This window comes from Mycobacterium deserti (assembly GCF_025345615.1).
Lineage (GTDB): Bacteria > Actinomycetota > Actinomycetes > Mycobacteriales > Mycobacteriaceae > Mycobacterium > Mycobacterium deserti.
In genome coordinates this window covers 1-21451 of record NZ_JAODWD010000007.1, presented here as the reverse complement: position 1 = coordinate 21451, position 21451 = coordinate 1, and the positions used below count along the sequence as shown (strand labels likewise).

Annotated in this window: 25 protein-coding genes and 1 pseudogene; 12 read left to right on the top strand and 14 right to left on the bottom strand. The window is 66.5% G+C overall.

The window, feature by feature from the left end; genetic code table 11:
- Positions 1-7: 7 nt before the first annotated feature.
- Genes N4S67_RS25680 through N4S67_RS25660 form a run of 5 tightly spaced genes read right to left on the bottom strand, consistent with a single transcriptional unit; the run spans position 8 to position 4019 of the window.
- The gene (locus N4S67_RS25680; protein WP_260995873.1) at positions 8-562 is read right to left on the bottom strand and encodes a tripartite tricarboxylate transporter TctB family protein; all 555 of its coding nucleotides are present in this window, start codon (positions 560-562) and stop codon (positions 8-10) included.
- Positions 559-1539, bottom strand: a complete 981-nt coding sequence (locus N4S67_RS25675) for a Bug family tripartite tricarboxylate transporter substrate binding protein (RefSeq protein ID WP_260995872.1) — start codon at positions 1537-1539, stop codon at positions 559-561. The genes N4S67_RS25680 and N4S67_RS25675 overlap by 4 nt, the downstream gene beginning before the upstream one ends.
- Positions 1540-1567: 28 nt before the next feature.
- On the bottom strand, positions 1568-2020 hold the full coding sequence (locus N4S67_RS25670; RefSeq protein WP_260995871.1) for a PaaI family thioesterase: 453 nt from the start codon (positions 2018-2020) through the stop codon (positions 1568-1570).
- Positions 2017-2799, bottom strand: coding sequence for an enoyl-CoA hydratase-related protein (locus N4S67_RS25665; protein ID WP_260995870.1), 783 nt, complete (start codon positions 2797-2799; stop codon positions 2017-2019). Before N4S67_RS25665 ends, N4S67_RS25670 begins: the two co-directional genes overlap by 4 nt.
- The gene (locus N4S67_RS25660; RefSeq protein ID WP_260995869.1) at positions 2796-4019 is read right to left on the bottom strand and encodes a CaiB/BaiF CoA transferase family protein; all 1224 of its coding nucleotides are present in this window, start codon (positions 4017-4019) and stop codon (positions 2796-2798) included. The genes N4S67_RS25665 and N4S67_RS25660 overlap by 4 nt, the downstream gene beginning before the upstream one ends.
- Positions 4020-4173: 154 nt before the next feature.
- Here N4S67_RS25660 and N4S67_RS25655 point away from each other — a divergent pair, with 154 nt between their 5' ends.
- Together N4S67_RS25655 and ripD are read left to right on the top strand one after the other, a co-directional pair.
- The gene (locus tag N4S67_RS25655) at positions 4174-5007 is read left to right on the top strand and encodes an IclR family transcriptional regulator (RefSeq protein ID WP_260995868.1); all 834 of its coding nucleotides are present in this window, start codon (positions 4174-4176) and stop codon (positions 5005-5007) included.
- 108 nt (positions 5008-5115) lie between these two features.
- Entirely contained in the window at positions 5116-5661 is a 546-nt protein-coding gene (gene ripD, locus N4S67_RS25650) for an NlpC/P60 family peptidoglycan-binding protein RipD (RefSeq protein ID WP_260995867.1), read from the top strand.
- 3 nt (positions 5662-5664) lie between these two features.
- Here the strand turns inward: ripD and N4S67_RS25645 are convergent, their stop codons facing one another.
- Together N4S67_RS25645 and N4S67_RS25640 are read right to left on the bottom strand one after the other, a co-directional pair.
- Positions 5665-5910, bottom strand: a complete 246-nt coding sequence (locus N4S67_RS25645) for a DUF6480 family protein (protein WP_260995866.1) — start codon at positions 5908-5910, stop codon at positions 5665-5667.
- 30 nt (positions 5911-5940) lie between these two features.
- Positions 5941-7131, bottom strand: a complete 1191-nt coding sequence (locus N4S67_RS25640) for an ROK family transcriptional regulator (RefSeq protein WP_260995865.1) — start codon at positions 7129-7131, stop codon at positions 5941-5943.
- Positions 7132-7183: 52 nt separating this feature from the next.
- Here N4S67_RS25640 and N4S67_RS25635 point away from each other — a divergent pair, with 52 nt between their 5' ends.
- A complete protein-coding gene (locus N4S67_RS25635; RefSeq protein ID WP_260995864.1) occupies positions 7184-8365 on the top strand; it encodes an MFS transporter in 1182 nt (393 codons plus the stop codon).
- Here the strand turns inward: N4S67_RS25635 and N4S67_RS25630 are convergent.
- On the bottom strand, positions 8322-8780 hold the full coding sequence (locus N4S67_RS25630) for an MOSC domain-containing protein (RefSeq protein ID WP_260995863.1): 459 nt from the start codon (positions 8778-8780) through the stop codon (positions 8322-8324). The two genes, N4S67_RS25635 and N4S67_RS25630, sit on opposite strands and share 44 nt — an antisense overlap.
- 87 nt (positions 8781-8867) lie before the next feature.
- On the opposite strand from N4S67_RS25630, the gene N4S67_RS25625 reads away from it, so the two are divergent.
- Positions 8868-10046: an acyl-CoA dehydrogenase family protein gene (locus tag N4S67_RS25625; RefSeq protein WP_260995862.1), complete on the top strand. Its 1179-nt coding sequence runs from the start codon at positions 8868-8870 to the stop codon at positions 10044-10046.
- On the opposite strand, the gene N4S67_RS25620 is transcribed toward N4S67_RS25625, so the two are convergent.
- Positions 10047-10820 (bottom strand): enoyl-CoA hydratase/isomerase family protein, encoded by a 774-nt coding sequence (locus N4S67_RS25620; protein WP_260995861.1) that lies wholly within the window; start codon positions 10818-10820, stop codon positions 10047-10049.
- 183 nt (positions 10821-11003) lie between these two features.
- Between N4S67_RS25620 and N4S67_RS25615 the strand changes: the two genes are divergently transcribed.
- Positions 11004-11237 (top strand): DUF732 domain-containing protein, encoded by a 234-nt coding sequence (locus tag N4S67_RS25615; RefSeq protein ID WP_260995860.1) that lies wholly within the window; start codon positions 11004-11006, stop codon positions 11235-11237.
- Between the two features lie 34 nt (positions 11238-11271).
- On the opposite strand, the gene N4S67_RS25610 is transcribed toward N4S67_RS25615, so the two are convergent.
- Positions 11272-11709, bottom strand: coding sequence for a winged helix-turn-helix transcriptional regulator (locus N4S67_RS25610; protein ID WP_260995859.1), 438 nt, complete (start codon positions 11707-11709; stop codon positions 11272-11274).
- 118 nt (positions 11710-11827) lie between these two features.
- Here N4S67_RS25610 and N4S67_RS25605 point away from each other — a divergent pair, with 118 nt between their 5' ends.
- Positions 11828-12745, top strand: a complete 918-nt coding sequence (locus N4S67_RS25605) for an NADP-dependent oxidoreductase (protein ID WP_260995858.1) — start codon at positions 11828-11830, stop codon at positions 12743-12745.
- 125 nt (positions 12746-12870) lie between these two features.
- Positions 12871-13302: a DUF4383 domain-containing protein gene (locus N4S67_RS25600; RefSeq protein ID WP_260995857.1), complete on the top strand. Its 432-nt coding sequence runs from the start codon at positions 12871-12873 to the stop codon at positions 13300-13302.
- Positions 13303-13305: 3 nt separating this feature from the next.
- Here N4S67_RS25600 and N4S67_RS25595 read toward each other — a convergent pair whose 3' ends face one another.
- Positions 13306-14052: an SDR family oxidoreductase gene (locus tag N4S67_RS25595; protein WP_260995856.1), complete on the bottom strand. Its 747-nt coding sequence runs from the start codon at positions 14050-14052 to the stop codon at positions 13306-13308.
- Positions 14053-14161: 109 nt separating this feature from the next.
- The gene (locus tag N4S67_RS25590; protein WP_260995855.1) at positions 14162-14503 is read right to left on the bottom strand and encodes a cupin domain-containing protein; all 342 of its coding nucleotides are present in this window, start codon (positions 14501-14503) and stop codon (positions 14162-14164) included.
- A gap of 70 nt (positions 14504-14573) precedes the next feature.
- Between N4S67_RS25590 and N4S67_RS25585 the strand changes: the two genes are divergently transcribed.
- Positions 14574-15548, top strand: coding sequence for a GlxA family transcriptional regulator (locus tag N4S67_RS25585; RefSeq protein WP_260995854.1), 975 nt, complete (start codon positions 14574-14576; stop codon positions 15546-15548).
- A gap of 41 nt (positions 15549-15589) precedes the next feature.
- On the opposite strand, the gene N4S67_RS25580 is transcribed toward N4S67_RS25585, so the two are convergent.
- A complete protein-coding gene (locus tag N4S67_RS25580) occupies positions 15590-16501 on the bottom strand; it encodes a manganese catalase family protein (protein ID WP_260995853.1) in 912 nt (303 codons plus the stop codon).
- Positions 16502-16728: 227 nt separating this feature from the next.
- Here N4S67_RS25580 and N4S67_RS25575 point away from each other — a divergent pair, with 227 nt between their 5' ends.
- Positions 16729-17454 (top strand): hemerythrin domain-containing protein, encoded by a 726-nt coding sequence (locus N4S67_RS25575; RefSeq protein WP_260995852.1) that lies wholly within the window; start codon positions 16729-16731, stop codon positions 17452-17454.
- Between the two features lie 12 nt (positions 17455-17466).
- Here N4S67_RS25575 and N4S67_RS25570 read toward each other — a convergent pair whose 3' ends face one another.
- Positions 17467-17592, bottom strand: coding sequence for a hypothetical protein (locus N4S67_RS25570; protein ID WP_260995851.1), 126 nt, complete (start codon positions 17590-17592; stop codon positions 17467-17469).
- 73 nt (positions 17593-17665) lie between these two features.
- Here N4S67_RS25570 and N4S67_RS25565 point away from each other — a divergent pair, with 73 nt between their 5' ends.
- From N4S67_RS25565 to N4S67_RS25555, 3 genes and pseudogenes are all read left to right on the top strand, one after another.
- The gene (locus N4S67_RS25565) at positions 17666-18151 is read left to right on the top strand and encodes a hypothetical protein (RefSeq protein ID WP_390893542.1); all 486 of its coding nucleotides are present in this window, start codon (positions 17666-17668) and stop codon (positions 18149-18151) included.
- Positions 18152-18356: 205 nt separating this feature from the next.
- Positions 18357-18587, top strand: a complete 231-nt coding sequence (locus N4S67_RS25560; protein ID WP_260995849.1) for an MbtH family protein — start codon at positions 18357-18359, stop codon at positions 18585-18587.
- Positions 18588-18616: 29 nt separating this feature from the next.
- Positions 18617-21451, top strand: a pseudogene (locus tag N4S67_RS25555) (condensation domain-containing protein); the annotation flags it as partial.

The window sequence follows — 21451 nt, the reverse complement described above, 5'->3', positions numbered from 1 at the left end:
TCTCACCTCACCCGAGCGGCAGGATGCCCTGCGGCAGACCTACGTTCAGGCCGGTCTGGAAGGCCAGATACAAGAGGACGGGTACTGCGACGGCGATGACGACGGCACGAATGTGGTGCTCCGGGTCCAGGAACCACAGCGTCACACCCAGGAACAGGACGCCGGCGAGGACGGCGCCGAGGATGCCGAACAGGCCGACGAACAGTGCAGCGGCGATGACGAACCCGATCAGGGCGACCGGATGCCGCCCGAGGTCAGGCTCGGCGGCCTCGTCGGCCGCCTCGGCCTGTGTGACGGTCTTGTCCGCACGGCGCGTGAGGATCTCGCGCACCCCCGCGACCAGGGTAACCACCATGGCGGTGAAGCCGAGAATCCGCGGGAAGAACCCGGGACCGATCCGGCCCGCCTGGGTGCGCCACTCCATGCCCATCGCCATCTCGGTGTAGAAGGCGAAGACGACGAGCAGCACACCCAGGAACGTCAGCTTGGGCCAGTCGATCTTGTGGTTGTCCCGTGTCGCCGAGACATTCACGGGGGCGGAGCGGGGTGCGGTTGCCGTCACAGCGCTCCCTGCTCCTTCAACGTCGTCTCGAACTCGGCCGTGGTCTTCTCGAGATAGGCGGTGAAGTCGTCGCCCCACAGTTCGTCCTTGGTCAGGTAGTTCTGCTCCAGGTACTGCGTCCACTGATCGGACTTGACCACTTGCTGCATGGTCTTGATCCACCAGTCGCGCGCATAGTCCGGCACCTCGGGCGGCAAGATCAGGCCGCGCGGCATCGACGGCAGGTCGGCCATTCCCTTCTCGGCGCCCGTCGGAATATCGGGCAGCGCTGCGAGGCGCTCCTTGCCGGTGAACAGCAACGGTGTCATCTCTTTGGCCTCGACCTGGCCCAGAATCGATCCGGGATTGGAGACCATCGCGTCGAGCGCGCCGCTCAGCAGCGAGGTCTGCACTTGGCCCTCTTCGTTGTAGGGCACGTACTCGATCTCGTAGCCGGCGTGCTCGGCGATCAGCGACTGCAGGATGAAGTCGACGTTCACGGTGCCGATCCCGCCGACAACGACCTTGCCCTTGCCCTTGGCGAAGCTGACCCAATCCTCGAAGGTTTTGATGTTGCTCTTGCCGTCGACGAGTAACAGCGCGTCGTCGGTGGCCATCAGACCGACGTGGGTGAAGTCCTTGTACGTCCAGCCCGGGTCCGATTGAAGTGGTGTGGTGAGAAACGAGCCCGAGGTGGTCGAAATGTTGTAAGGGTCACCGGCTTTGGACATGAGGTAGCCCCAGCCGGTCGCCCCACTGCCGCCCTCGCGGTTCTTCACCGAGATGTTGGCGGGGTAGAGTTTCTCGTCCTGAATGATCTGGACGAGCTTGCGGGCCATCATGTCGTTGCCGCCGCCCGGTCCGAACGCGATCGTCCAGTCGAGGTCTTGGGATGGGTAGTCCTCCGCGGAGCCGGAACCTCCGCCGGAGCCGCTACATGCCGACAGCACAAGGGCCACGACGGCGAAGACTGTCGTCAACAAGACTTTCAGTCGCATGGTGTTTCTCCTCGTTGAGTGGGTGGGTTTAGGTCGTTGCGTCGTGTCGAAACCACGAGCCGGAAGCCACTGCCGCGAGCCGTCCCTGCTCGTCGACCATTCGCGACTCGAGCGAGACGATGCGGCGACCGCCTCGCAAAATGCGACCGGTGCAGACCACATCGGTGGTGACGGGTCGCAGGAAACGCATCTCCATCTGGATGGTCGAGCCCGCGGACAGGTACCGCTGGCACGCATGTCCCATCGAGATGTCCAGCGCGGTCGACAGCACACCGCCGTGCATCGCACCGCCGGCGTTGCAGAGGTGCGACGCGAAAGGCAGTGTCACCGTGCATGATTGATCGTCGTCGTGATAACCAATCGACAATCCCAGGAAGTGGATGAGGAAGTAGCGGCCGAACTCGGGTGCGGCGACTTCAGCCGCATACTGTGCCGCCTCGACCGGACCGGGCGTCGAACGAACAGAATCGGTGGTGGTCATGACCAGGTGAACCTCGGCGGGCGCTTCTCCAGGAAGGATCGAACGCCCTCGGCGTAATCCTCGGTGTCGAAGGACGAGTTGCGGATGTCGATGGTGACCTCGTCGTCGTCGGTCTGGCCGGCGAGCACCAGGTCGACGATCCTCTTGGCCGACCGCACGCTGAACTGCGCGCGTGTCGTGACGAGCTTTGCGAACTCGTAGGTGTGCTTCTCGAGGTCGTCGGCGGGCAGGAGTTCGTCGATGAGCCCGAGCCGCAACGCGTCTTCGGCGTAGACGTGTTGGCCCGAGTAGAGGATCCACTTGGCGCGCGAGGGTCCGACGACGTCGACGAGCCGCTTGGTCGACTCGAGGCTGTAGACCAGACCGAGCTTGGCAGGCGTGATGCCGAACCGGGACCGTTCGTCGGCGAACCGGATGTCGCATGCCAGGGCGATGCCGCAGCCGCCGCCGATGCAGTAACCGTGCACCATCGCGATGGTGGGTTTGGCGAACCCCTCGATCGCGTGCTCCGCGGCGGCGACGTGCTCGTTGTAGGCCTTGGCCGACGCGCTGTTGCCCCGCACCTGTTCGAACTCGCTGATGTCGGCGCCTGAGGCGAAGCTGCGGGTGCCGGCACCCCTGACGACGACGACCTTGACTGCCGAGTCGGCTTCCAGCGCAGCGAAGATCTCGGGAAGACGGCGATACATGCCGAGCGAGATCGCGTTGTGGCTGTCGGGCTTGTTCAGCACGACCGTGGCGATCGCGTCGTCGCTCTCGACGAGAATTCCGTCGCTCATGCGGTGCGTCCTTCCTGCAGTTCCGGGTGGGCGTCATACAACGTTCCGTCGGTGAAAAGTCGCTCCAGTTCGTCGCTTTCGACACCCAGCTCGGCAAGAACGGAGGCGGTGTGCTGGCCGAGCCACGGTGCGGGTGACCGCACGCTGAACTCGAGATCGGAGAAACGCGTCGGCGGTGCGATGGTCTTCATCGGTCCGATGATGGGATGTTCGATGTCGACGACCATGCCGCGCTCCTGCACGTGCGGGTCGGCCAGCGTCTCCTCGTACGTCAACACCGGTCCGCCGGGAACACCCGCCACATCGAGGCGGTCGACCCACGCATCGGTCGGCAATGTCGTTGTGATCGCTTCGATTTCACGTTCCAAGTCGTCGAGGTGCGCCATCCGTGCGGGCAGGTCGACGAACCGGGGATCATCGGCCCAGTCCGGCCGCTTGAGAACGTCGTTGATCAACCGCAACCACAGACGGTCGGTGTTGGCGCCGATCGTGACGTAGCCGTCGGCGGTTCGGTAGGCCTGGTATGGCGCGGAGCGACGGTGCCTGGTTCCCGTCTGGGCGGGCGTCTCGCCGTTACCGAAGTACGCACCGGATTCCCACACCGTCCACGCCAGACCGGCGTCGACAAGCGAGATGTCCATGTACTGGCCTGCGCCCGACTGCCGCCGGTTCATTTCCGCGGCCAGAATGGAGTAGACCGCCGTCGCGCCCGCCGCGATGTCGTTGATGGCGATGCCGACCTTGGTTGGTTTGCCGTCGGGATGCCCGGTCATTCGAAGGAATCCGCCGATGCCCTGCGCCATGATGTCGAACCCGGGGCGGTCGCGGTACGGGCCGGTCTGGCCGAATCCGCTGATCGAGCAGTACAGGATGTCGTCGCGCACCTTGCGCATCGAGTCGTAGTCGATGCCGAGGCGTCGGGTGACACCGGGCCGGAAGTTCTCGATCACCAGGTCGGCACCCGCGGCCAACTGGAGGAACAGTTCGCGGCCACGATCGTGCTTGAGGTCGATGGCAACCGAACGCTTGCTGCGGTTGGGCATCGCGAACGGATAGCTCTCGCCGTTGACCTTCGGTGCCATCCGCCGCGAGTCGTCACCCGACCCCGGCTGTTCGATCTTGATCACGTCCGCGCCCAGCTCGGCGAGAACCATCGTGCAGTAGGGGCCCGATAGGAACCGCGTCAGGTCGAGGATTCGGAAGCCGGTGAGTGGTCGCATTGATCCTTCCCGCATTGTGGGATACGTTGTGCGCTATGCAGAAAGCCTATGACCGTGATCGCAGTCACGTCAAGCGCCCCCGGAGACGTGGATCACCCTGCAAACACCCGGCCCGATGCGCGGCCGTCATCGACGTCCGGGGAAGATGTTGAGCGTGGACGGGGGAGGGAACCCAGCCGAAGTGCAACGACGCCACGGTGTGCAGTCGATCGACCGGGCTGTGGCGATTCTGCGCTGCTTCGATCGCCGTCGGCCGGAATTGGGCATCAGCGAACTCGCGCGGTCGACGGGCCTGTCGACGAGCACCGTGCATCGCCTGCTCGCCGCCATGCAGGAGAACCACCTGGTGCGTCAGACGGGAACGAAGCGCTACGGGCTGGGGCCGTTCCTGTTGCAACTGGCCAACTCCGGCGCGATGCCGCGCACGCTGCGCGAGGCGGCACTGCCGTTCATGTCGGATCTTCGCGACGAATTCGACGAGACGATCGGGCTGCACGAACTGCACGGGGACGGGCACCGGATCGTGGCCGCCCAGGTCGAAAGTCACCAAGAACTCCGCAGGACCTACACCGACATCGGTGTTCCGATCCGACTGGCATACGGTGGGCCGGGCAAGGCGATCATGTGCGCCTTCCCGAAGGAGGAGTGGACGCGCTTCCTCGCCGAGCCGATTGAACACATCACGACTGCGACGACCGTCGACCCGGTGGCCATCGAACGTGAGCTGGAACTGGCCCGCCTGCGCGGCTACGCCGAGTCCAAAGGCCAACGCACAATGGGTATTTACGCTGTCGCGGCACCGGTCTTCGACCATACCCAGAAGGTCATCGGGGCGATCGGCGCCTCAGTCCCCGACGTGCGCATGAGCGCCGAGCGCGTGGACGCGATGGGCGCGCGGGTCCGCGAGGTCGCGTGGCAGCTGTCGACAGCGCTGGGTGCAACAGCAGAAGGCGTGCACGCCCACGTGCCCGATATCAGGCTTGGCTAGCCCGCTGACAGGCGTCTAGTCACTGTTCGGTCACGGTATGGCATCTCATTCGCGTTGTGCCGGTGGTTAATTGGCTTTCGCGTCATATCCGGGCGTACAAAGTGGATCATGAGACGCATCTGTGCCTTCGTGCTCGGGTTGGCCATGCTGATGGGGACGGCGGGCATTGCCGTTGCACAGCCGTACCCGCGGCCCACCGGAAATCAGCAAGCGATCGACCTGGTGATCGCGCGGGCGTTATCCCAACGCGGCGTTCCCTATTCGTTCGGCGGTGGCGACGCGTCGGGACCGACCCGCGGCAGCGGCCCGGTGGACAACGCGATCGGCCTGGACACCGAGGGGCGCGTGGTCGGCCTGAGCCCCACCGCCAGCGTCGTAGGCTTCGATGCGTCCGGTCTCATGGTGTACGCGTTCGCCGGCGCCGGCCTGAAGCTGCCACGTTCCTCCGGAGAGCAGTATCGGCTGAGCCAGAAAGTCGCTCCCTCACAGGCACTTCCGGGCGACCTGATCTTCTTCGGACCCGACGGTGGCCAAAGTGTCGCGATGTTCCTCGGCAACGGTCAGATGCTGGAGGCCACCGACCCGGCGGTCAAGGTCTCGCCGGTGCGCACCAACAACATGGCGCCGTACCTGGGTCGCTACATTGCCCGGTGATCACTAGGACCCGTCGAGGACGTTGAGCACCAGCACGACAGCCGTCGTCACGAACAACAGCGCGAAAAGAATGACGGCGATCACTCCGGCGATCGTCGCCGGCGTGAGCCGGCGCCGCGGCCTCGGCTCGGGATCTGAAATACCGGACGTCTGAGCCGAGTCCGGGGGAGTCGACCCCGGCGCGACGCCGCCACCCGGTTCTAGATCGGGGACTTGCGAGGGATCGGGATCCGGCGGTATCGCGGTCATCAGGCAAGCGCATACCCCCGCGACGCAACTTCACACCTCGCGGTCGGCCCACCTGGCCAGCGCGGTCGCGGTGGTGATGTGATCCAGGGCCATCGCCACGGCGCCGTGCAGCGGCCCGTCCTCACCGTGGACGCCGTCGTACACCGGTGGCGGCGCCAGTTTGCGGAAAGCCATCAGACCGTCGCGATACGCGGTTTCGAACGACTCGGGAGCGGCCGCGCGCAGCCGAGCCGCCAGTCCGCCGAGCGTCACGACGTCAGGGTCGTGCAGATTGGCCAGTCCGCCGACACCTGCTCCAAGGGCCGTCGCCACGATTTCGAAGGCGCGGCGGGTGCCGGTGTCGCGGTCCGGTAAGTCGAGCAGCGCGTGGGCGTAGCCGACGGGGTCCTCGGGCGGCGGATCCCCTCGGTGCCGTGCCAGGGCGCGGCCGTCGACCGCAAGATCCCAGCAGCCACGCGCACCGCAGGGGCAGACGAGACCGGGGTCGGCGAACGGGATGTGCCCGTATTCGCCCGCCGCCCCCTGCGCGCCGGTGAGCGGCTCGCCGTTGACCACCAGCGCCCCGCCGACGCCGACGGCCACGATCAGGTGCAGCGCGGTGGCGGCTCCCCGGGCCGCGCCGGTGCGCGCCTCGGCCAGTCCGGCCAGGGTCGCGTCGTTGCCCAGCAGCAGTGGTACACCTGCGCGCCGGGGGATCTCGGCGATCAACGGCGACAGATCGACGTCGTTCCACCCGCGAGAGGTGAACTGCCCCAGCGTCGTACCGCTGATCGTGCCTGCGACCGACACCGCAACGGCACCGACACGGGCCGGATCCTTCCGATACACGTTGCCGACAGCGCTAGCCAGCGTCGACAGCACGCGGCCCAGTTCTTCGCCCGCGTGTTCGCCGATCGCGGCCACGGCCGGCGTGCCGTCGATTCCCGCTACGGCAACGCGCCAGTCGCGTGCCCGCATGTCGGCCGCGATGACCAGCGGCCCCTGCGCGTGCGGACTCAACACTGTCGTCGGCCGACCGCGGCCACGGGCCGGGGCCGGGCTCTCGTCGAGCAGTCGGGCCCGGCGCATCCGCGCCACCAGTTCGGCGGCCCCTCCGCTGCCGATGCCGAGGCGCTCGGCGGCAGCGGCCCGGGTGATGCCCGGATCAGACCGCATGACCGACAGCAATCGGGCGGCCCCGTACCAGCGGATCTGCGCGGACTGCTGGGACTCGAGTGACATCGCGGCTCAGTATCGCATTGAATAAACTCGGGGGTCGAGTATATTCGGCCGGGTGGCTACCACTATCGAACGGACCTCGCCGGAGGGGCTAGGTGCCGCCGCCCCCGCACTGCTCTCGCTCGCCGCGGCGGCTTTCGTCGCGGTCACCACCGAAATGCTGCCGGTCGGGCTGCTGCCGGACATCGGGGCCGCCTTCGCCGTTCCGGAGTCGGTCATCGGCCTCCTGGTCAGCCTGTATGCCGTGATGGTCGCAGCGCTCGCGGTGCCATTGACTCTTCTCACGGCCCGATTCGCGCGCAAGCCGCTGCTCCTGGCGACACTGGCCGGGTATGTGGTGAGCAACGCGATGGTGGCCGCCGCGCCGGTGTTCGCCGTCGTCGCGGTCGGACGCACGCTCGGCGGGCTGACCCACGCCCTGTTCTTCTCCCTGCTGATCGGCTACACGCCTCGCCTGGTGTCCCGCGCACACCTCGGCCGCGCGCTGTCACTGGTCTCCGGTGGCGCGTCGGCGGGCCTTGTTCTCGGCGTCCCGCTGTCCACGTCGCTGGGCACGGCGATCGGGTGGCGCGCGGCGTTCGCCGTGCTCGCCGGCGTCGCAGCGCTGACGTTCGTCCTGGTCTGCCTGCTGCTGCCGGGAGTGGAGAACGGCCCCCCGGGGCATACCGGCGACTCGGTGGGCCGTGGTGCGCTGGCGGCGGTGGCGGCGTCGAACACGTTGACCTTCCTCGGCCACTTCACGCTGTACACGTTCATCACGCTGGTGCTGCTCGGAAGTGGCATCGCACCGGCGATGGTCGGGCCCATCCTGCTCGTCTGCGGTGCGTGCGGGCTGATCTCGCTGTGGTATGCCGGCCGCAACCTGGACCGGAACCCGCGGCGCACCGTGGTCGTCATCTTCGCGGTGTTCATCGGCGCGATCGTGGCGCTGGGCGGCACGTGGCCGGCAGGCGTCGCGGTCGTGGTCGCGGCGATCGCGTGGAACGGAGCGTTCGGCGCGGTGCCGTCGATCTATCAGACACACGCGGTGCGCACCCACGCGGTGACACCGGAGCTGGCGGGCGCCTGGGTGAATGCCACCGCGAACGTCGGGATCGCGGGAGGCGCCGCGATCGGGGCCGGTCTGCTGGACTCGGCGGGCATATGGGTGTTGCCCTGGGTCAGCGTGGCACTGATCGGCCTCGGCCTGCTGGTCATCCTGATGTCTCCGCGCGCTTTTCCGTCTCGGGCAGGCTGACGACGTCGCCGAGCCGGATGGTTCCCGAGGTCAGCACCCGGCACGCCGACCCGCCCCGGCGACGTAGCGCCTCCGCCGCGCCCCGGCCGACGCTGTCGTCGAGCAGCCGGCAGGGAGCCACCACCCGCACCACTTCGAGTTCGACTTCACCGATGAGAATCCGGGTGCCCGGGCGTGTGGGGATCTCACCGGCGTCCACGGTCAGGTTGCGACGTGTCGCGCCCGCATCGAATCGGTAGCCGAGCTCGTCGGCGGCCAGGTCGAGCAATTCCTGGGACTGGATCGTCACCTGTCGGTTCCTGCTGCCGTGATAGCGGTCCCCTTCGAGACCTTTCCCCGCTTCGGCGACGACCGCGTCGAGCGAGCGGACGGGCAATCGTCGGCCGGGTGCGACGTGAATCGCGGTGACCAACACGTCGGGAAGTCTACGAGTCGGGCGAACGCGGGGCCCGCCACAGGTACGGTCGGTTGACTCCACGCTCGACAACCGATGGGACCGCCGATGACATCTCTGGCCGCCGGCCCGATTGCCGGAATAGCGCGAGGAATGCGCGATCTCGTACGCGCGGAATCGGGGGAGTGTGAGCGGCTGCGCACCCTGACCCCGGCCGTCGTCGAAAAGATGTGGGCGACGGGACTGATGCAGTTGTTGAATCCCGTTGAGGCAGGGGGCCTCGAGCCATCCCTCTCCGAGATGATCGAGACGTGGATCGAGATGGCTTGGCAGGATGGCTCATTCGGATGGATCGGCATCGCGAATCTTCCGTCGTCGTTCGCGGCAGCGGCATACCTGCCCGACGGCGGGTTCGCCGAGGTGTTCACCGCTCACGACAACCGCGTCACGATGGGCGGCCAGTTCTTCCCGAACGGTCAGGGAACCGCTGTGCAGGGCGGCTTCCGTTTGAGCGGTTCGTGGAGCTTCGGGTCGGGCATCGGCCACGCACAGTACGTCGCCGCGGGCTTCCTGCCGATGGACGACGGCGAAATGCGTTGGATCAGCGAGGGTGTACCGGACATGCAGGTTGCTGTCCTGCCCCGCGGTGAAGTCACCTTCAACGACGGCTGGCATGTACAAGGCCTCAAGGGAACCGGTTCATACGATTACAGCGTCGAGGACGTCTTCGTGCCGGTCGACCGAACCTTCCCGCTGTTCACCCGAGCCCCGCTGCGGGGATCGTCGCCGGCCACCCGCATGGGCATGATGCCGGTCACGGCCGCCGGCCACGCGTCGTGGGCGCTGGGTGTCGCCAAGAGCATGCTCGACGACGTGCAGGAGTTGGCCGCGACGAAGTACCGGATGAGCGACATGGCGTCCTTGGCCAGTCGCCCGACTTTCCAGAAGGGGCTCGCTCACCACGTCGCGGCCTGGCGCGCGGCGCGGCTTCTGGTGCTTGACGCCTTCACGACCGCTGAAGCGGCAGTCGCCGCGGGCGAGGACCTGACCCCGACACTGCGGGCGGACATGCGGGTCGCGGCGGTCTACGCCACCGATGTCGCGCGTCAGTGCGCGGAATGGGCCCATCTCGCGGCGGGCACGACGGCAATCCGCGAAGGCACTCGGTTCGAACGCGCTTTCCGCGACATCTACACCGGCACCCAGCACGCATTCATCAGCGAAAAAGTCGCCATCGATGCCGCTCAGATCTGGCTCGGCCTGATCGAAGATCAGTTCGGGCTGTAGTCAGCGACCCTTCCACTCAGGCTTGCGCTTCTCGCGCCACGCGGTGAGACCCTCGGCCACATCCTCGGTCGCACCTGCCACCTTGCGCATGGTCTCACCGAAGCGGACCGACTCGATCCACCCCATGTCCGCCGTCCGCCACGCCACCTCTTTGGTCGCCCGCACAGCCAGCGGAGCGGCCTCGGTGAGAGTGCGAGCCCACGACCTGGCCTCGGCCTGCAATTCCTCGGGTTCAACCAGACGCCACACCAGACCGATATCCTTGGCGCGTTGAGCGCTCATCGGCTTCCCGGTGAGCAGCAATTCCATCGCGTTGGCCCACCCGACCCGCGGGGGAAGCCGAATGGCCCCGACGACGGTGGGCACCCCGATCGTCACTTCCGGGAATGAGAACGTTGCCGCCGTACTCGCAATCACGAAATCGCAGAACAGGACTCCGGTCAGGCCGTATCCGATGCACGGCCCATGCACGGCGGCGATGGTCGGCTTGAACAACTCCATGCCGCTTTCGAAGGAGTTGATCGTCGGTTTCTCCCAAAAGGTGCCCGCGAAGGTACCGACCGATCCCTCACCGTCCTTCAGGTCGCCGCCCGCACAGAACACCTCGCCAGCGGCCGTCAGGATGGCGACCCACGCGTCTTCCTCGTCGCGAAATCGGGTCCACGCCGCATTCAGCTCCTGACGCAGTGCGCCATTGATGGCGTTGCGAGCCTCGGGGCGGTTGAGGGTGATCGTGGCGACGTGGTCGTGCAATTCGTAGGTCACGAGACTCATGGCTGCACTGTAGTGACCGGATATCAGCGGCAATTGTGTGCCCCGTCACAATTTAGATAACCTAGTAAACTCGACAGCACTTTTGGAAGCGTCACTTACTTATGAGAGGTCGACACAATCATGCGTTCCAGTCGGGGGTTCGCTCTGCCACTTGCCACAACTGTCGTAGTCTTTGCTGCGACAGTGCCATTCGCGGCGTCGGCCGCAGCCGATGAGGGCGACTACCTGCGTGTGGTGCTGTCTCGATTCGTCTTCCTGAACGCAGAACAGTCACTTGCTCAAGGCAACAAAATCTGTGACGTCACGCGCGGCGGCGTGCCCGCTTCGGACGCGGTGATCATGACGTCAAAGGACCTGCAGGTGTCCGTACCGGCGGCCTACGACATCGTCAACGCCGCGGTGGTGCATCTGTGTTAGGTCTGGCGCGAACGTCTTTGCCGTAAGCGATGGTTCAGCTGCGGCTGTCGTAGGCCTCGCGATGCAGCAGCACCTCGTCCATGTGCGCTTCGGCCCACCTCTTGATGCCACGCATAGCGCGGTCGAGCGACAATCCTAATTCGGTCAGCTCGTACGTCACCGTCACCGGAACCGTTGGGGCCACGGTTCGGGTGACCAGACCGTCGCGTTCGAGCGAGCGCAGGGTCTGTGTAAGCATCTTCTGGCTGACCCCGGCCAACCGCTGAGACAGTTCGGAATACCGCATGCTCCGCGGTTCACCGACGCGGTCGGACCCCGGGTTGGGTCCGTCGCTGCCGAGCGCGGCCAGGATCAGCGCCACCCATTTGTCCGAAATGCGTTCGAGTAGTTTCCGGCTCGGACAGTTCGACAGAAACGCGTCGTATTCCGTCTTTGCCGCTGCCCGCTTCTGGGCTGGCGTCTTTGTCGGCATACGCAACTCCGTCCTACCGCCAGGTGCCCTACGCACCTGAAAGTGCGTACTTCCTCGTGGAAGGTAACTTTCCGATAGTGACGTTGCAAGCGGTGAACGCCAAGTTGAGGAGATACTCATGAGCACCAACACATTCCGCGCCGCGGTCGTACGCACCCCGGGTGGGCCCGACTCGATCGAGATCGTCGACGTCCCCGTCGTCGCACCCGGCCCCGGCCAGGTATTGGTCAACGTTTCCGCCGCCCCCGTCAATCCCGTCGATCTCGCGGTGGCCGATGGCGTTTTTCACGCCAGAGGCCTCGTGAACCAACCCCAATGGACCGGTCTGGGATGGGATTTCGCGGGCACTGTCGCGGTCGCCGGCCCCGGCGTGGATCTGCGCCAGGGGACACCGGTCGCCGGCCTGATCGCCGGTTTCGACCGCGACTTCGGCACTTATGCCGAACAACTCGTCGTCCCGGCCGCCGACGTCGCCGTGGTGCCGGACGGACTTGACCTGGTGTCGGCCGCCACGGTGCCCGTGAACGGGTTGGCCGCCGCCCAAATCCTGGACATCCTGGGCGATCCCCTGCCCGGACACAACCGCCTATTGGTCACCGGGGCAGCGGGTGTGGTCGGCGGATTCTTGATTCCGCTCGCCCAGGAGCGCGGTTGGCAGGTCACCGGGTTGGCGCGCATCCAAGACGAGCAGTTCGTCCGCGGTCTCGGCGCCGAGTTCACCACAAGCGCCGAACGTGGTTGGGACGCTGTCGCCGACGGCGCAGCACTGCAGGAACAGGGACTCGCTCTGGTCCGCGACGGCGGAATCTTCGTGGGTGTGCAACCGGGTTCCGAACCCGCCGGCGAGCGAAATATCACCGTCGCCGCGGTGGTGACACGCCCGGACGGCGCTCGACTGGCCGATCTATTGGACCAGGTGGCGTCGGGTCGACTGCCCACCCGGGTCCACGCGGTGGTTGGACTCGACCAAGCCGCCGACGCGCATCGTGCCATGGCCGCAGGCGGCGTCCGCGGACGCTACGTCCTCAAGCCCTGATCGGCGCTGCGCGCGAACTCGTGTTGCCGCGATTTGACGACGGCAGCTGGTGACAACCGGCTACTACACGTTGTAGTATTCGGGCGGGTTCGTTCACCACCGCACAGTGTCGTCGGAGGTACGCCGTGAAATGGAGTTTCGCCCAGAAAGGGCTGCTGGTCATCTGCGTGCTCCACGTTGCCCAGGCTGTCATCGGCTTCATCGCCGAACCGAGTTTCGCGACAGGGCCCGGCGCTCCGACAGCGCAAGTGCTCGGCATGGACTACAACGGGTGGCACGCCGTAGCCGGTGTCGCGCTGTTCGGCCCAGGCATCTTCTTCGCGACACGAAAGTCGTGGGCGGTCCTTTACCTTCTGGCTGCCGCGATAGCCGGTGCGCTGCCAGGCATTTGGGCGTTCTTCTCGCAACAGGTCGCGTACGTGTTCACGTTCCCCAACAACATCACCGATGCGATCGTGCACATGGTCAGCGCAGCGGTGATGATCGCCGTTGCCGCAGTGCAGATCCGACGCGACGGAGGTCTTCGCAACTCGCTCGCCGACCTGCGAGCACCCTAGCTCTCACCGACCGCCCGCGGCCAGCCAGTCGTCGAAGCTCGTGGGAGCGAGGCGAACACGATCACCGGGGAGCAGCACCGTGCCGGCCATCGTCTCGTCGAACACCCCGGACCACGTGGGGATGAGCTTCACATCGCGGCCCCGCAGCGCCAGAGTCCGACGCGCCATGTCGACGAGGTCCTGCGGGTCGGGCCCTGCGACGTCGGCGTAGCGGCCCTGGGGCTCGCCGGCAGCGATCTCGGCGAGGATCGCCGCGATGTCGTCGGGAGCGACCGGCTGCACCAGCAGCGGGGCGATCGTGGCGATGCCGTCGTTCTCGGTCCAGCCGACCGCCAGTTCGGCGAAGTCGTGAAACTGGGTGGCCGGCACGATCGTGTAGGGCACCGCGCCCTCGGTGATCAGCCGCTCCTGCTCGCGCTTGCCCGAGTAATGCGCGTTTCCGTCGATGCGATAGATGCCGACGATTGACAGCAGGACGTGGTGGCGTACGCCGGCTCGCGCTTCGGCGGCAAGGAGATTGCCCGTGGTGGTGCCGAAGTAGGCCACCGTTTCGGCCTCGGAGATCGGCGGCGAACTGATGGCGTCGACGACGGCGTCCACGCCGTGTAGCGCCGCATCGAGGCCCTCGCCGGTCATCAGGTCGACTCCTACGGAGCGGCTGATCCGCACGGCCTCGTGTCCGTTGCGTTCCAACGCTGCGACGGTTCGTGCTCCGATGTTGCCGGTGGCGCCGGCGACCGCGATACGCATGGTGTGTCTCCTTCGACGTCAAGCCAGAACGACGTGCGTTCGACACATGATCTCAAAGCGAGCAACCCGGGGGCGGCGTACGCCGCGTGAGTGACAGCCGAGCCCGCGGCTAGCCGTCGGGGAAGAAGACGAACAGCACGCAGCCCGTGGTCGTCTGAGGGGTGTGCCAGGAGCCGGCGGGCGCGTGGATGAACGATCCCTGCGGGTAGTCCCGTAAGCCGTCGTTGAAAGTGCCCGAAACGACGAACACTTCTTCCGACCCCGGCTCATGCACGTCCCTTTCCTGCCAAGAACTACCCGGATCCATCTCCACCACAACGGCTTTCGCGCCGTCATCACCGGTCCACAAGGGGCGCAACCGGATTCCGGGGAAGAGGTCACGCGTGGGGGCGTCGGCCAGCGCCGACCAGGTGTAGCCGCCGACGCCGGGCCCGTTGTCTGTCGTAGTCACAGATCCATGATCGGTAGGCCCGACGCAGAAGGGGAGTGTCAGGAAAGACACTAGTCGGTACTATCTTGCCATGGCATCTGGAGGTGGCGGGCTGCACCGGGTGGCGGCGTTGGTCCGGGAGCCCCAGGGGCCGTTCGAACTCGCCTGCGTGACGGAGGTTTTCGGCGCTCACCGACTGTCGGCTCGCTACAAGTTGGTCGTGTGCTCGGACACCCCCGGAACCATGGTGACGACGGCCGGCTACGCAATGACCGTCACCGAAGGGTTGGGTGCGCTCGAGGCTGCCGACACCGTCGTCATTGCCGGGTGGCGGCCGTTCGACGCGCCTGTGCCGCCCGCTGTTGTCGATGCCCTGAGCAGCGCGCACGATCGCGGGTGTCGGCTGGCGACCATCTGCACCGGCGCATTCGCGCTCGCCCAAACCGGACTGCTGGACGGTCGACGTGCGACCACGCACTGGGCCGCGGCGACCGACCTCCAGAAGCGCTTCCCTCGCGTGGACGTCGATCCCGATGTGCTCTACGTCGACCACGGCGACGTGGCGACCAGCGCGGGCGCGGGAGCCGGTATCGACCTGTGCCTGCACCTGGTGCGCAATGATCACGGCGCGGCCTTCGCCGCCGAGGTCGCCCGTCACATGGTGATGCCTCCGCATCGCGAAGGCGGGCAGGCGCAGTATGCGGCGCGTCCTGCCACCTCCGCGCCGCCGCCCTCGCTCGCGGCTCTGCTGGACTGGGTAGCGGGTCGGCTCGATCAGCCGATCACGTTGGACGACATGGCTCGCCGTCTGCACATCTCGCCGCGGACACTGGCTCGCCGGTTCGCCGAGCAACTCGGAGTGAGCCCGGGGCAGTGGCTGCTGGCACAACGAATCAACGCGGCGCGCGCTCTGCTGGAGGAGACGGACCTACCCGTCGACGCGATCGCCACCCGCGTCGGCCTGGCCTCGGCGACTAACCTTCGCCGCCGTTTCCACGCCGCGGTCCACACAACCCCGGCCGCCTACCGGCGGGCGTTCCGGCAGCACGTACACCGTGCGGGGTAGCGCGGTGGGCCACCGACGTGCGCGGTAGCCCACCGGTTCCGCTAGGTCTTGTCCGGGTCGACAGCGTCCTTGAGCTTGCCCATCAATCCCTTCTCGGTGCCGAAGGCCGGCGGTCGCGGCTCACCCATGCTCCCGTCGTAGGTGACGTAGAGCTTGGGATCCGGAGGTGGGCCGGACTGCCGGTCGCCCAAAGGCTGTGGATCGGCAAGGAATTGGCCGGTATGCCGTCCGTCGGGCAAGAGGTTGTCCACCCAGCGGCCCTTGTCGGCGTCGGCGCCGTCAGACAGGTGCCACAACGTACTGGCGTGCTCTTCATACTCCTCGTCGAACAGATCGTTCGGTGCCACCACGGCCTCCAGTCCGTCGGCCTGCAACTCTTCGATTGCCGCCAGCCACATGTTCTGGTGATAGGTGTCGCGAGCGAGGTTGAACTTGAGCATCGCCTTGACGCCCGGGTCATCGGTCATGTGCCACAGCCGCGCTGTCTGCACCCGCCCCTGCGCCTCGGCGGTCACGTTGGCGTGAAAGTCAGCGAGTAAATTGCCCGACGCCACAACATATTTGCCGTTCCACGGCACACCCTGGCTGTCAGACAGCGTCGGTGCACCACCAGATATGATGGCCTGCTGCGGATCCATCCCGCCCATGACCGCCGCCACGACCGGGTCACCAATCGCGTTCTCGGTGGCGTTCGTCGCGGGTGCACTCTCGAGCAGGCGGGCGATCATGGTCGCGATCATCTCTACGTGACCGATCTCCTCGGTTGCGATGTCCATGATCAGGTCTTTGTACTTGCCCTTCATCCGACAGTTCCAGCCCTGCATCAAGTACTGCATGGTCACGGTCATCTCACCGAACGCGCCGCCCAGAAGTTCCTGGAGCTTGCGCGCATAGACCGGATCTGGCTTCTCTGGCTTCACGTCGAATTGCATGTAATCGGTATGACGAAACATCGTTACTCCACGATTGAAAAGTTTGAAGGCCGCGTGGGCGACCATCCCGACCGCCGCGCCCTGCTGTACGGCACAGTCGGCGATACCCGGACGCAGGGTCGCCAAACCTATCTTCAACACCGCGCGTTGCGGACCCAGGCGATCTTGAAAGCGCTTTGAGTGAACCGGTTTTGACAGGTTTCACCGCGGCAAAGCCGGGCAATCGCCTGGCCACGAAAGGAGAATCGATGAGCACATCTCTCGCACATCAGAGTGTGGACGACCTTGGCGGTCCGCGTAGCGTGCTGACTCGTCAGAAACGGGATCACGTCGAACTCGATCGTCTGCTGCATCGCATCGACGAGTCGACCGGTGACCAACGCCAGGAATACCTGACCCGGTTGTGCAGGCTGGTGTTTCCGCACGCGTTCGCCGAAGAGTCGGTGCTGTGGCCGGCGATCCGTCGACTCGTGCCGGAGGGAGAGCGGCTGACGTTGGAGATCGAGCGCGAGCACCAGGAGATCAACGAGTTGTTCTCGTCGCTGGAGCAGTTGCCTGAGGACGACTCGAGGCATCGCGAACTCTGGGAACGCATCAAGGCGTTGCTGCGTGAAGATGTCCGCGACGAGGAGGACCGCCTGCTGCCGATGTTGCAGCAGGGGGCATCGCGTCGCACGCTCGTGCAACTCGGCTACGCCTGGGAAGCCGTCCGTCGAATTGCGCCGACACGTCCACATCCGGTGGTCGCGCGCCGGCCCCCGGGCAACGTCGCCGCAGCGGCGCCGCTGACCGTTATCGACCGGGCACGCGACGTCGTCGACCGGACGGCCCGCCGATCGCACGGCCGGGCGCACGCGGTGAGTACATCGCTGAGCGCGAGACTGGCAAGAGTGGCCGGGGCTGTCGAGCACATGCCTCCACTTACCCGCGGTGAAGACCCGAGTACGCGTGCTCCTCGAACATCCGAGGGATGACGCGCCCGCGCACTACGCGTCGTCGGCCGACGGGGTGCCCTCCGGCGGCGGAACCGAGTAGCCGGGATTGGCCTGCGGGACTTGCGACTCGGTGTCGTCGGGCTGCTCGTCGGACGATGGCTGCTCTGGTGCGGTCATCATGCTTACTTACCCCGCACGCTCATCGGGAAACTGCCAGTGCGCCCGCGGTCGGGTTAGCCTTGCCCTCGTGATGACGCCGGTCGACCTCGCCAAGACCACCGTCGCGAGCGCCATGCTGATTGCAGCCGCCCTGCCACTGGCCGGCCTGTCGGCGGCTCAACCGCCACCGCCGCCGCCGGCGCCATCGGCGCCCGGCGTTCAACCTCCGCCACCAGTCGGCCCGCCGCCGGTGCCGGAGATCGCTCCGGTGTACGGCCAGGGCCAGACGCCCGGACCGTTCGGCTACATCGCGGACGCCTGGCAGTCGTTCAACAGCGCCAATCCGCTCGACGTGCTCACCATGCCGCAGGAGCGTCCGATTGGGCCGCCACCTGGAGCAGGGACAGGCCCGCCGCTGCCACCGGGGACGATCTCCCTGACATCTCCTGAGACGTCGACCGCACCTCTGAGCGCCGGGCCAGCCCCGGTGCCGGGCGCGCCTGCCGCTCCGGGGCCGCCCGTGCCGCCGCCGGGTGCTGCGGTCCTGCCGCCCGGCCCCATTCCGCCGACGCCGTAGGCATTCGGCGCCACGCCGCCCGGCGATAGTTGGGATCGGTAGCCCCAGCGCCGCCGTCTACTGGGCCGACGCGCCGCGAGCAACTTCTCAGAGCCATCCGGGAAGCGTTTGCGGTGCTACGTTGTCGTCGCCGGTCTGTGACCAGGGAAACAACGTGCCGCGACGTGGAGCGGTTCCGTGCGGTCGTAAGCGTGGAGGAGAACGAGTGGGCACCAATCCGTTCGACGATGACAACGGCAGCTTCTACGTCGTGGTCAACGACGAAGAACAACACAGCTTGTGGCCGGCATTCGCCGAGGTTCCTGCCGGCTGGCGGGTGGTGTACGGGCAGGCATCGCGGACCGATTGCCTGGAGTTCGTCGAACAGAACTGGACCGACATCCGGCCCAAGAGCCTGCGCGCAAGGTTGGCGCAGCGCACGGGTGCTGATCACTAAGCCTTCGAATTGGCGGCGCGATGACACGGGAGGGGCAGCTGGCGTCTGCCGCAATTGCTGACACTGCGGTGGAGATCCGCGGTCGTCGCGTCGACATCAGCGACGTCAGGGCGGCGTTGGCCGGACTCGACGGCGTCGACGAGGCGGCCGTGATCGCCCGCGAGGACCGCTCAGGTGATCAGCGGCTCGTGGGTTATGTGGTCGGGCCGGTCGACGCGGTGGGTGCACGCGCGGCGCTGGCCGAGCGACTGCCGCCCTACATGGCGCCGGCCGCGATCGTCGTGATGGACGCGCTGCCGCGCACGGCCGACGGCGTCATCGACATCGATGCATTGCCCGCGCCGGAATCTTGTGACGACGGCCGTGACCGCGCTGTCAGGCACACCCTCACCCAGATCTTCGGCCAAGTGCTCGGCGTGGAGCAGGTGCAAGCCGATGAGTCGTTCTTCGACCTCGGCGGCGACTCTTTGGCGGCGATGCGGGTGATCGCCGCGGTCAACGCCGCGCTGGAGACCAACCTGCCACTGGGCACGTTGTTCAACGCGCCCACGGTCGACGAACTGGCATCTCGAATCGGTCGTGATTCCGGCGGCGTCAGACCGCTGGTCGCGGGCCCGCGGCCCGAGGTGATCCCGTTGTCCTTCGCGCAGAGCCGGTTGTGGTTCATCTCGCAGCTGCGGGGGCCGTCGCCGGTCTACAACCGCGCGGTGGCGCTGCGGTTACGCGGCATGCTCGTGGTCGACGCGCTCGAAACCGCGATTGGCGACGTGGTGGGCCGCCACGAGAGTCTGCGCACGATCATCACGGTGGCCGGGGGGGTGCCCCAGCAGGTGGTGCTGCCCGCCGAACTGGCCGACTACGGTTGGCAGGTCCTCGACGCCGAGGGGTGGTCCGCCGACCAGCTGAACGTAGCCATCGAGGAGACGGCGCACTACAGCTTCGATCTAGAACGCGAAATCCCGTTGCGCGCCTGCGTTTTCCGGGCAGCCGAGGAAGAGCATGTGCTTGTGGTGATGGTGCACCACATCGCCGGGGACGGCTGGTCGGTCGGTGTGCTGGCGGCCGACATCAGCTCGGCGTACGCGAGGCGCTGTGTCGGACTCGCGCCGGAATGGTCCGAGTTGCCCGTGCAGTACGCCGATTACACGTTGTGGCAGCGACAGAACCTCGGTGATCCGTCTGACCGGAACGGTCCGCTCGCCGCGCAGATCGGGTTCTGGGAAGAGGCGCTGGCCGGGATGCCGCAACGCTTGGAGTTGCCCACCGACCGTCCCTATCCGCTCGTCGCCGATCACCGCGGGGCCACTGTGTCGGTGGACTGGCCGGTTGAGTTGCAGCAGCAAGTACGCCTGCTGGCCCGCGCGCACAACGCCACCACCTTCATGGTGGTCCAGACCGCTCTATCGGTGCTGCTTTCCAGGTTGAGCTCCACTACCGATGTGGCAGTTGGCTTTCCGATTGCAGGACGCGGAGATCCGGCGCTCGACGCGTTGGTGGGCTTCTTCGTCAACACCCTGATCCTGCGCGTTGACACCACAGGGAATCCATCATTCGCCGACTTGCTCGCGCAGGTACGCGAGCGCAGCCTGACTGCGTACGAGCACCAGGATGTGCCGTTCGAAGTGCTTGTCGAGCAACTGAACCCCCCGCGGTCGCTGACGCACCACCCGCTCATTCAGGTGATGCTCGCATGGCAGAACACCACCCCGCTGAAGCTGACGGTGGGCGACCTTGAGGTGTCGCAGCAGCCGATCGACGCACACACCGCGCGGATGGATCTCGCGTTCTTCCTCGGCGAGCGGTTCACCGAGTCCGGTGATCCCGCCGGAATAGGTGGGACTGTCGAATTCCGTACCGACGTCTACGACACGGCGAGTATCGAAGCGCTGGTCCGTCGGCTGAAACGAGTGTTGACGGCGGTAATCGCGGATCCGGCGGCCACGGTGTCGTCGGTAAGCCTGTTGGACGAGGCCGAACGCAGCCGGGTGGACGGATGGGCCAACAGGTCGGCACTCACGGGCTCCATGGAGTGCGCCGTTTCGATCCCCGATGCGTTCGCCGCTCAGGTGGCGCGTACACCCGGGAACGTGGCCCTCCGTTTTGGAGGGACGTCGCTGACCTACCGGGAGCTCGATGATGCGTCGAATCGCTTGGCGCGCCTGCTCTCCGAATCCGGGGCAGGCCCGGGGACGGTCGTGGCGCTCCTATCCGAGCGGTCCGCACAGGCCGTCGTGGCGATACTGGCGGTGGTCAAGGCCGGGGCAGCGTATTTGCCGTTGGACCCGGCGTTGCCCGATGCGCGCCTGGCGTTCATGCTCGCCGACGCCGCACCGGTCGTTGCCGTCAGCACCGCGCGACTTAGCGGGCGACTGACGGGTGTGGCGGTCGTGGACATCGACGATCCGCAGGTGGCGTCGTATCCGTGCACCGCGCCGGCCGGCCCGGCCGCCGACGACATCGCCTATCTGATCTACACCTCCGGCACCACCGGCCGGCCCAAAGGCGTGGCCATCACCCACCACAACCTGACCCAGCTGATCATGTCCACCGATGGTGGGCTGCCCACCGAACAAGTGTGGTCACAATGGCATTCGTTCGCCTTCGACTTCTCTGTGTGGGAGGTCTGGGCCGCACTGTTACGCGGTGGCCGGTTGGTGGTGATACCGGAGGAGGTGGCAGGTTCCCCGGCCGACTTCCAGACACTGCTGGTCGCCGAGTCAGTCAACGTGCTGACCCAAACTCCCTCTGCAGTCGGCATGTTGGCGCCCGAGGCGATGGAGTCGGCTGCTCTCATCATGGGGGGTGAGGCGTGTCCGGCGGTGGTGGTGGATCAGTGGGCGCCGGGGCGGGTGATGATCAACGCC

Coding starts and splice junctions, on each gene's coding strand:
- N4S67_RS25675 (WP_260995872.1), bottom strand. CDS start 1,539: ATGCGACTGAAAGTCTTGTTGACGACAGTCTTCGCCGTCGTGGCCCTT.
- N4S67_RS25670 (WP_260995871.1), bottom strand. CDS start 2,020: ATGACCACCACCGATTCTGTTCGTTCGACGCCCGGTCCGGTCGAGGCG.
- N4S67_RS25665 (WP_260995870.1), bottom strand. CDS start 2,799: ATGAGCGACGGAATTCTCGTCGAGAGCGACGACGCGATCGCCACGGTC.
- N4S67_RS25660 (WP_260995869.1), bottom strand. CDS start 4,019: ATGCGACCACTCACCGGCTTCCGAATCCTCGACCTGACGCGGTTCCTA.
- ripD (WP_260995867.1), top strand. CDS start 5,116: ATGAGACGCATCTGTGCCTTCGTGCTCGGGTTGGCCATGCTGATGGGG.
- N4S67_RS25645 (WP_260995866.1), bottom strand. CDS start 5,910: ATGACCGCGATACCGCCGGATCCCGATCCCTCGCAAGTCCCCGATCTA.
- N4S67_RS25640 (WP_260995865.1), bottom strand. CDS start 7,131: ATGTCACTCGAGTCCCAGCAGTCCGCGCAGATCCGCTGGTACGGGGCC.
- N4S67_RS25625 (WP_260995862.1), top strand. CDS start 8,868: ATGACATCTCTGGCCGCCGGCCCGATTGCCGGAATAGCGCGAGGAATG.
- N4S67_RS25620 (WP_260995861.1), bottom strand. CDS start 10,820: ATGAGTCTCGTGACCTACGAATTGCACGACCACGTCGCCACGATCACC.
- N4S67_RS25610 (WP_260995859.1), bottom strand. CDS start 11,709: ATGCCGACAAAGACGCCAGCCCAGAAGCGGGCAGCGGCAAAGACGGAA.
- N4S67_RS25605 (WP_260995858.1), top strand. CDS start 11,828: ATGAGCACCAACACATTCCGCGCCGCGGTCGTACGCACCCCGGGTGGG.
- N4S67_RS25595 (WP_260995856.1), bottom strand. CDS start 14,052: ATGCGTATCGCGGTCGCCGGCGCCACCGGCAACATCGGAGCACGAACC.
- N4S67_RS25585 (WP_260995854.1), top strand. CDS start 14,574: ATGGCATCTGGAGGTGGCGGGCTGCACCGGGTGGCGGCGTTGGTCCGG.
- N4S67_RS25580 (WP_260995853.1), bottom strand. CDS start 16,501: ATGTTTCGTCATACCGATTACATGCAATTCGACGTGAAGCCAGAGAAG.
- N4S67_RS25575 (WP_260995852.1), top strand. CDS start 16,729: ATGAGCACATCTCTCGCACATCAGAGTGTGGACGACCTTGGCGGTCCG.
- N4S67_RS25570 (WP_260995851.1), bottom strand. CDS start 17,592: ATGACCGCACCAGAGCAGCCATCGTCCGACGAGCAGCCCGACGACACC.
- N4S67_RS25565 (WP_390893542.1), top strand. CDS start 17,666: ATGACGCCGGTCGACCTCGCCAAGACCACCGTCGCGAGCGCCATGCTG.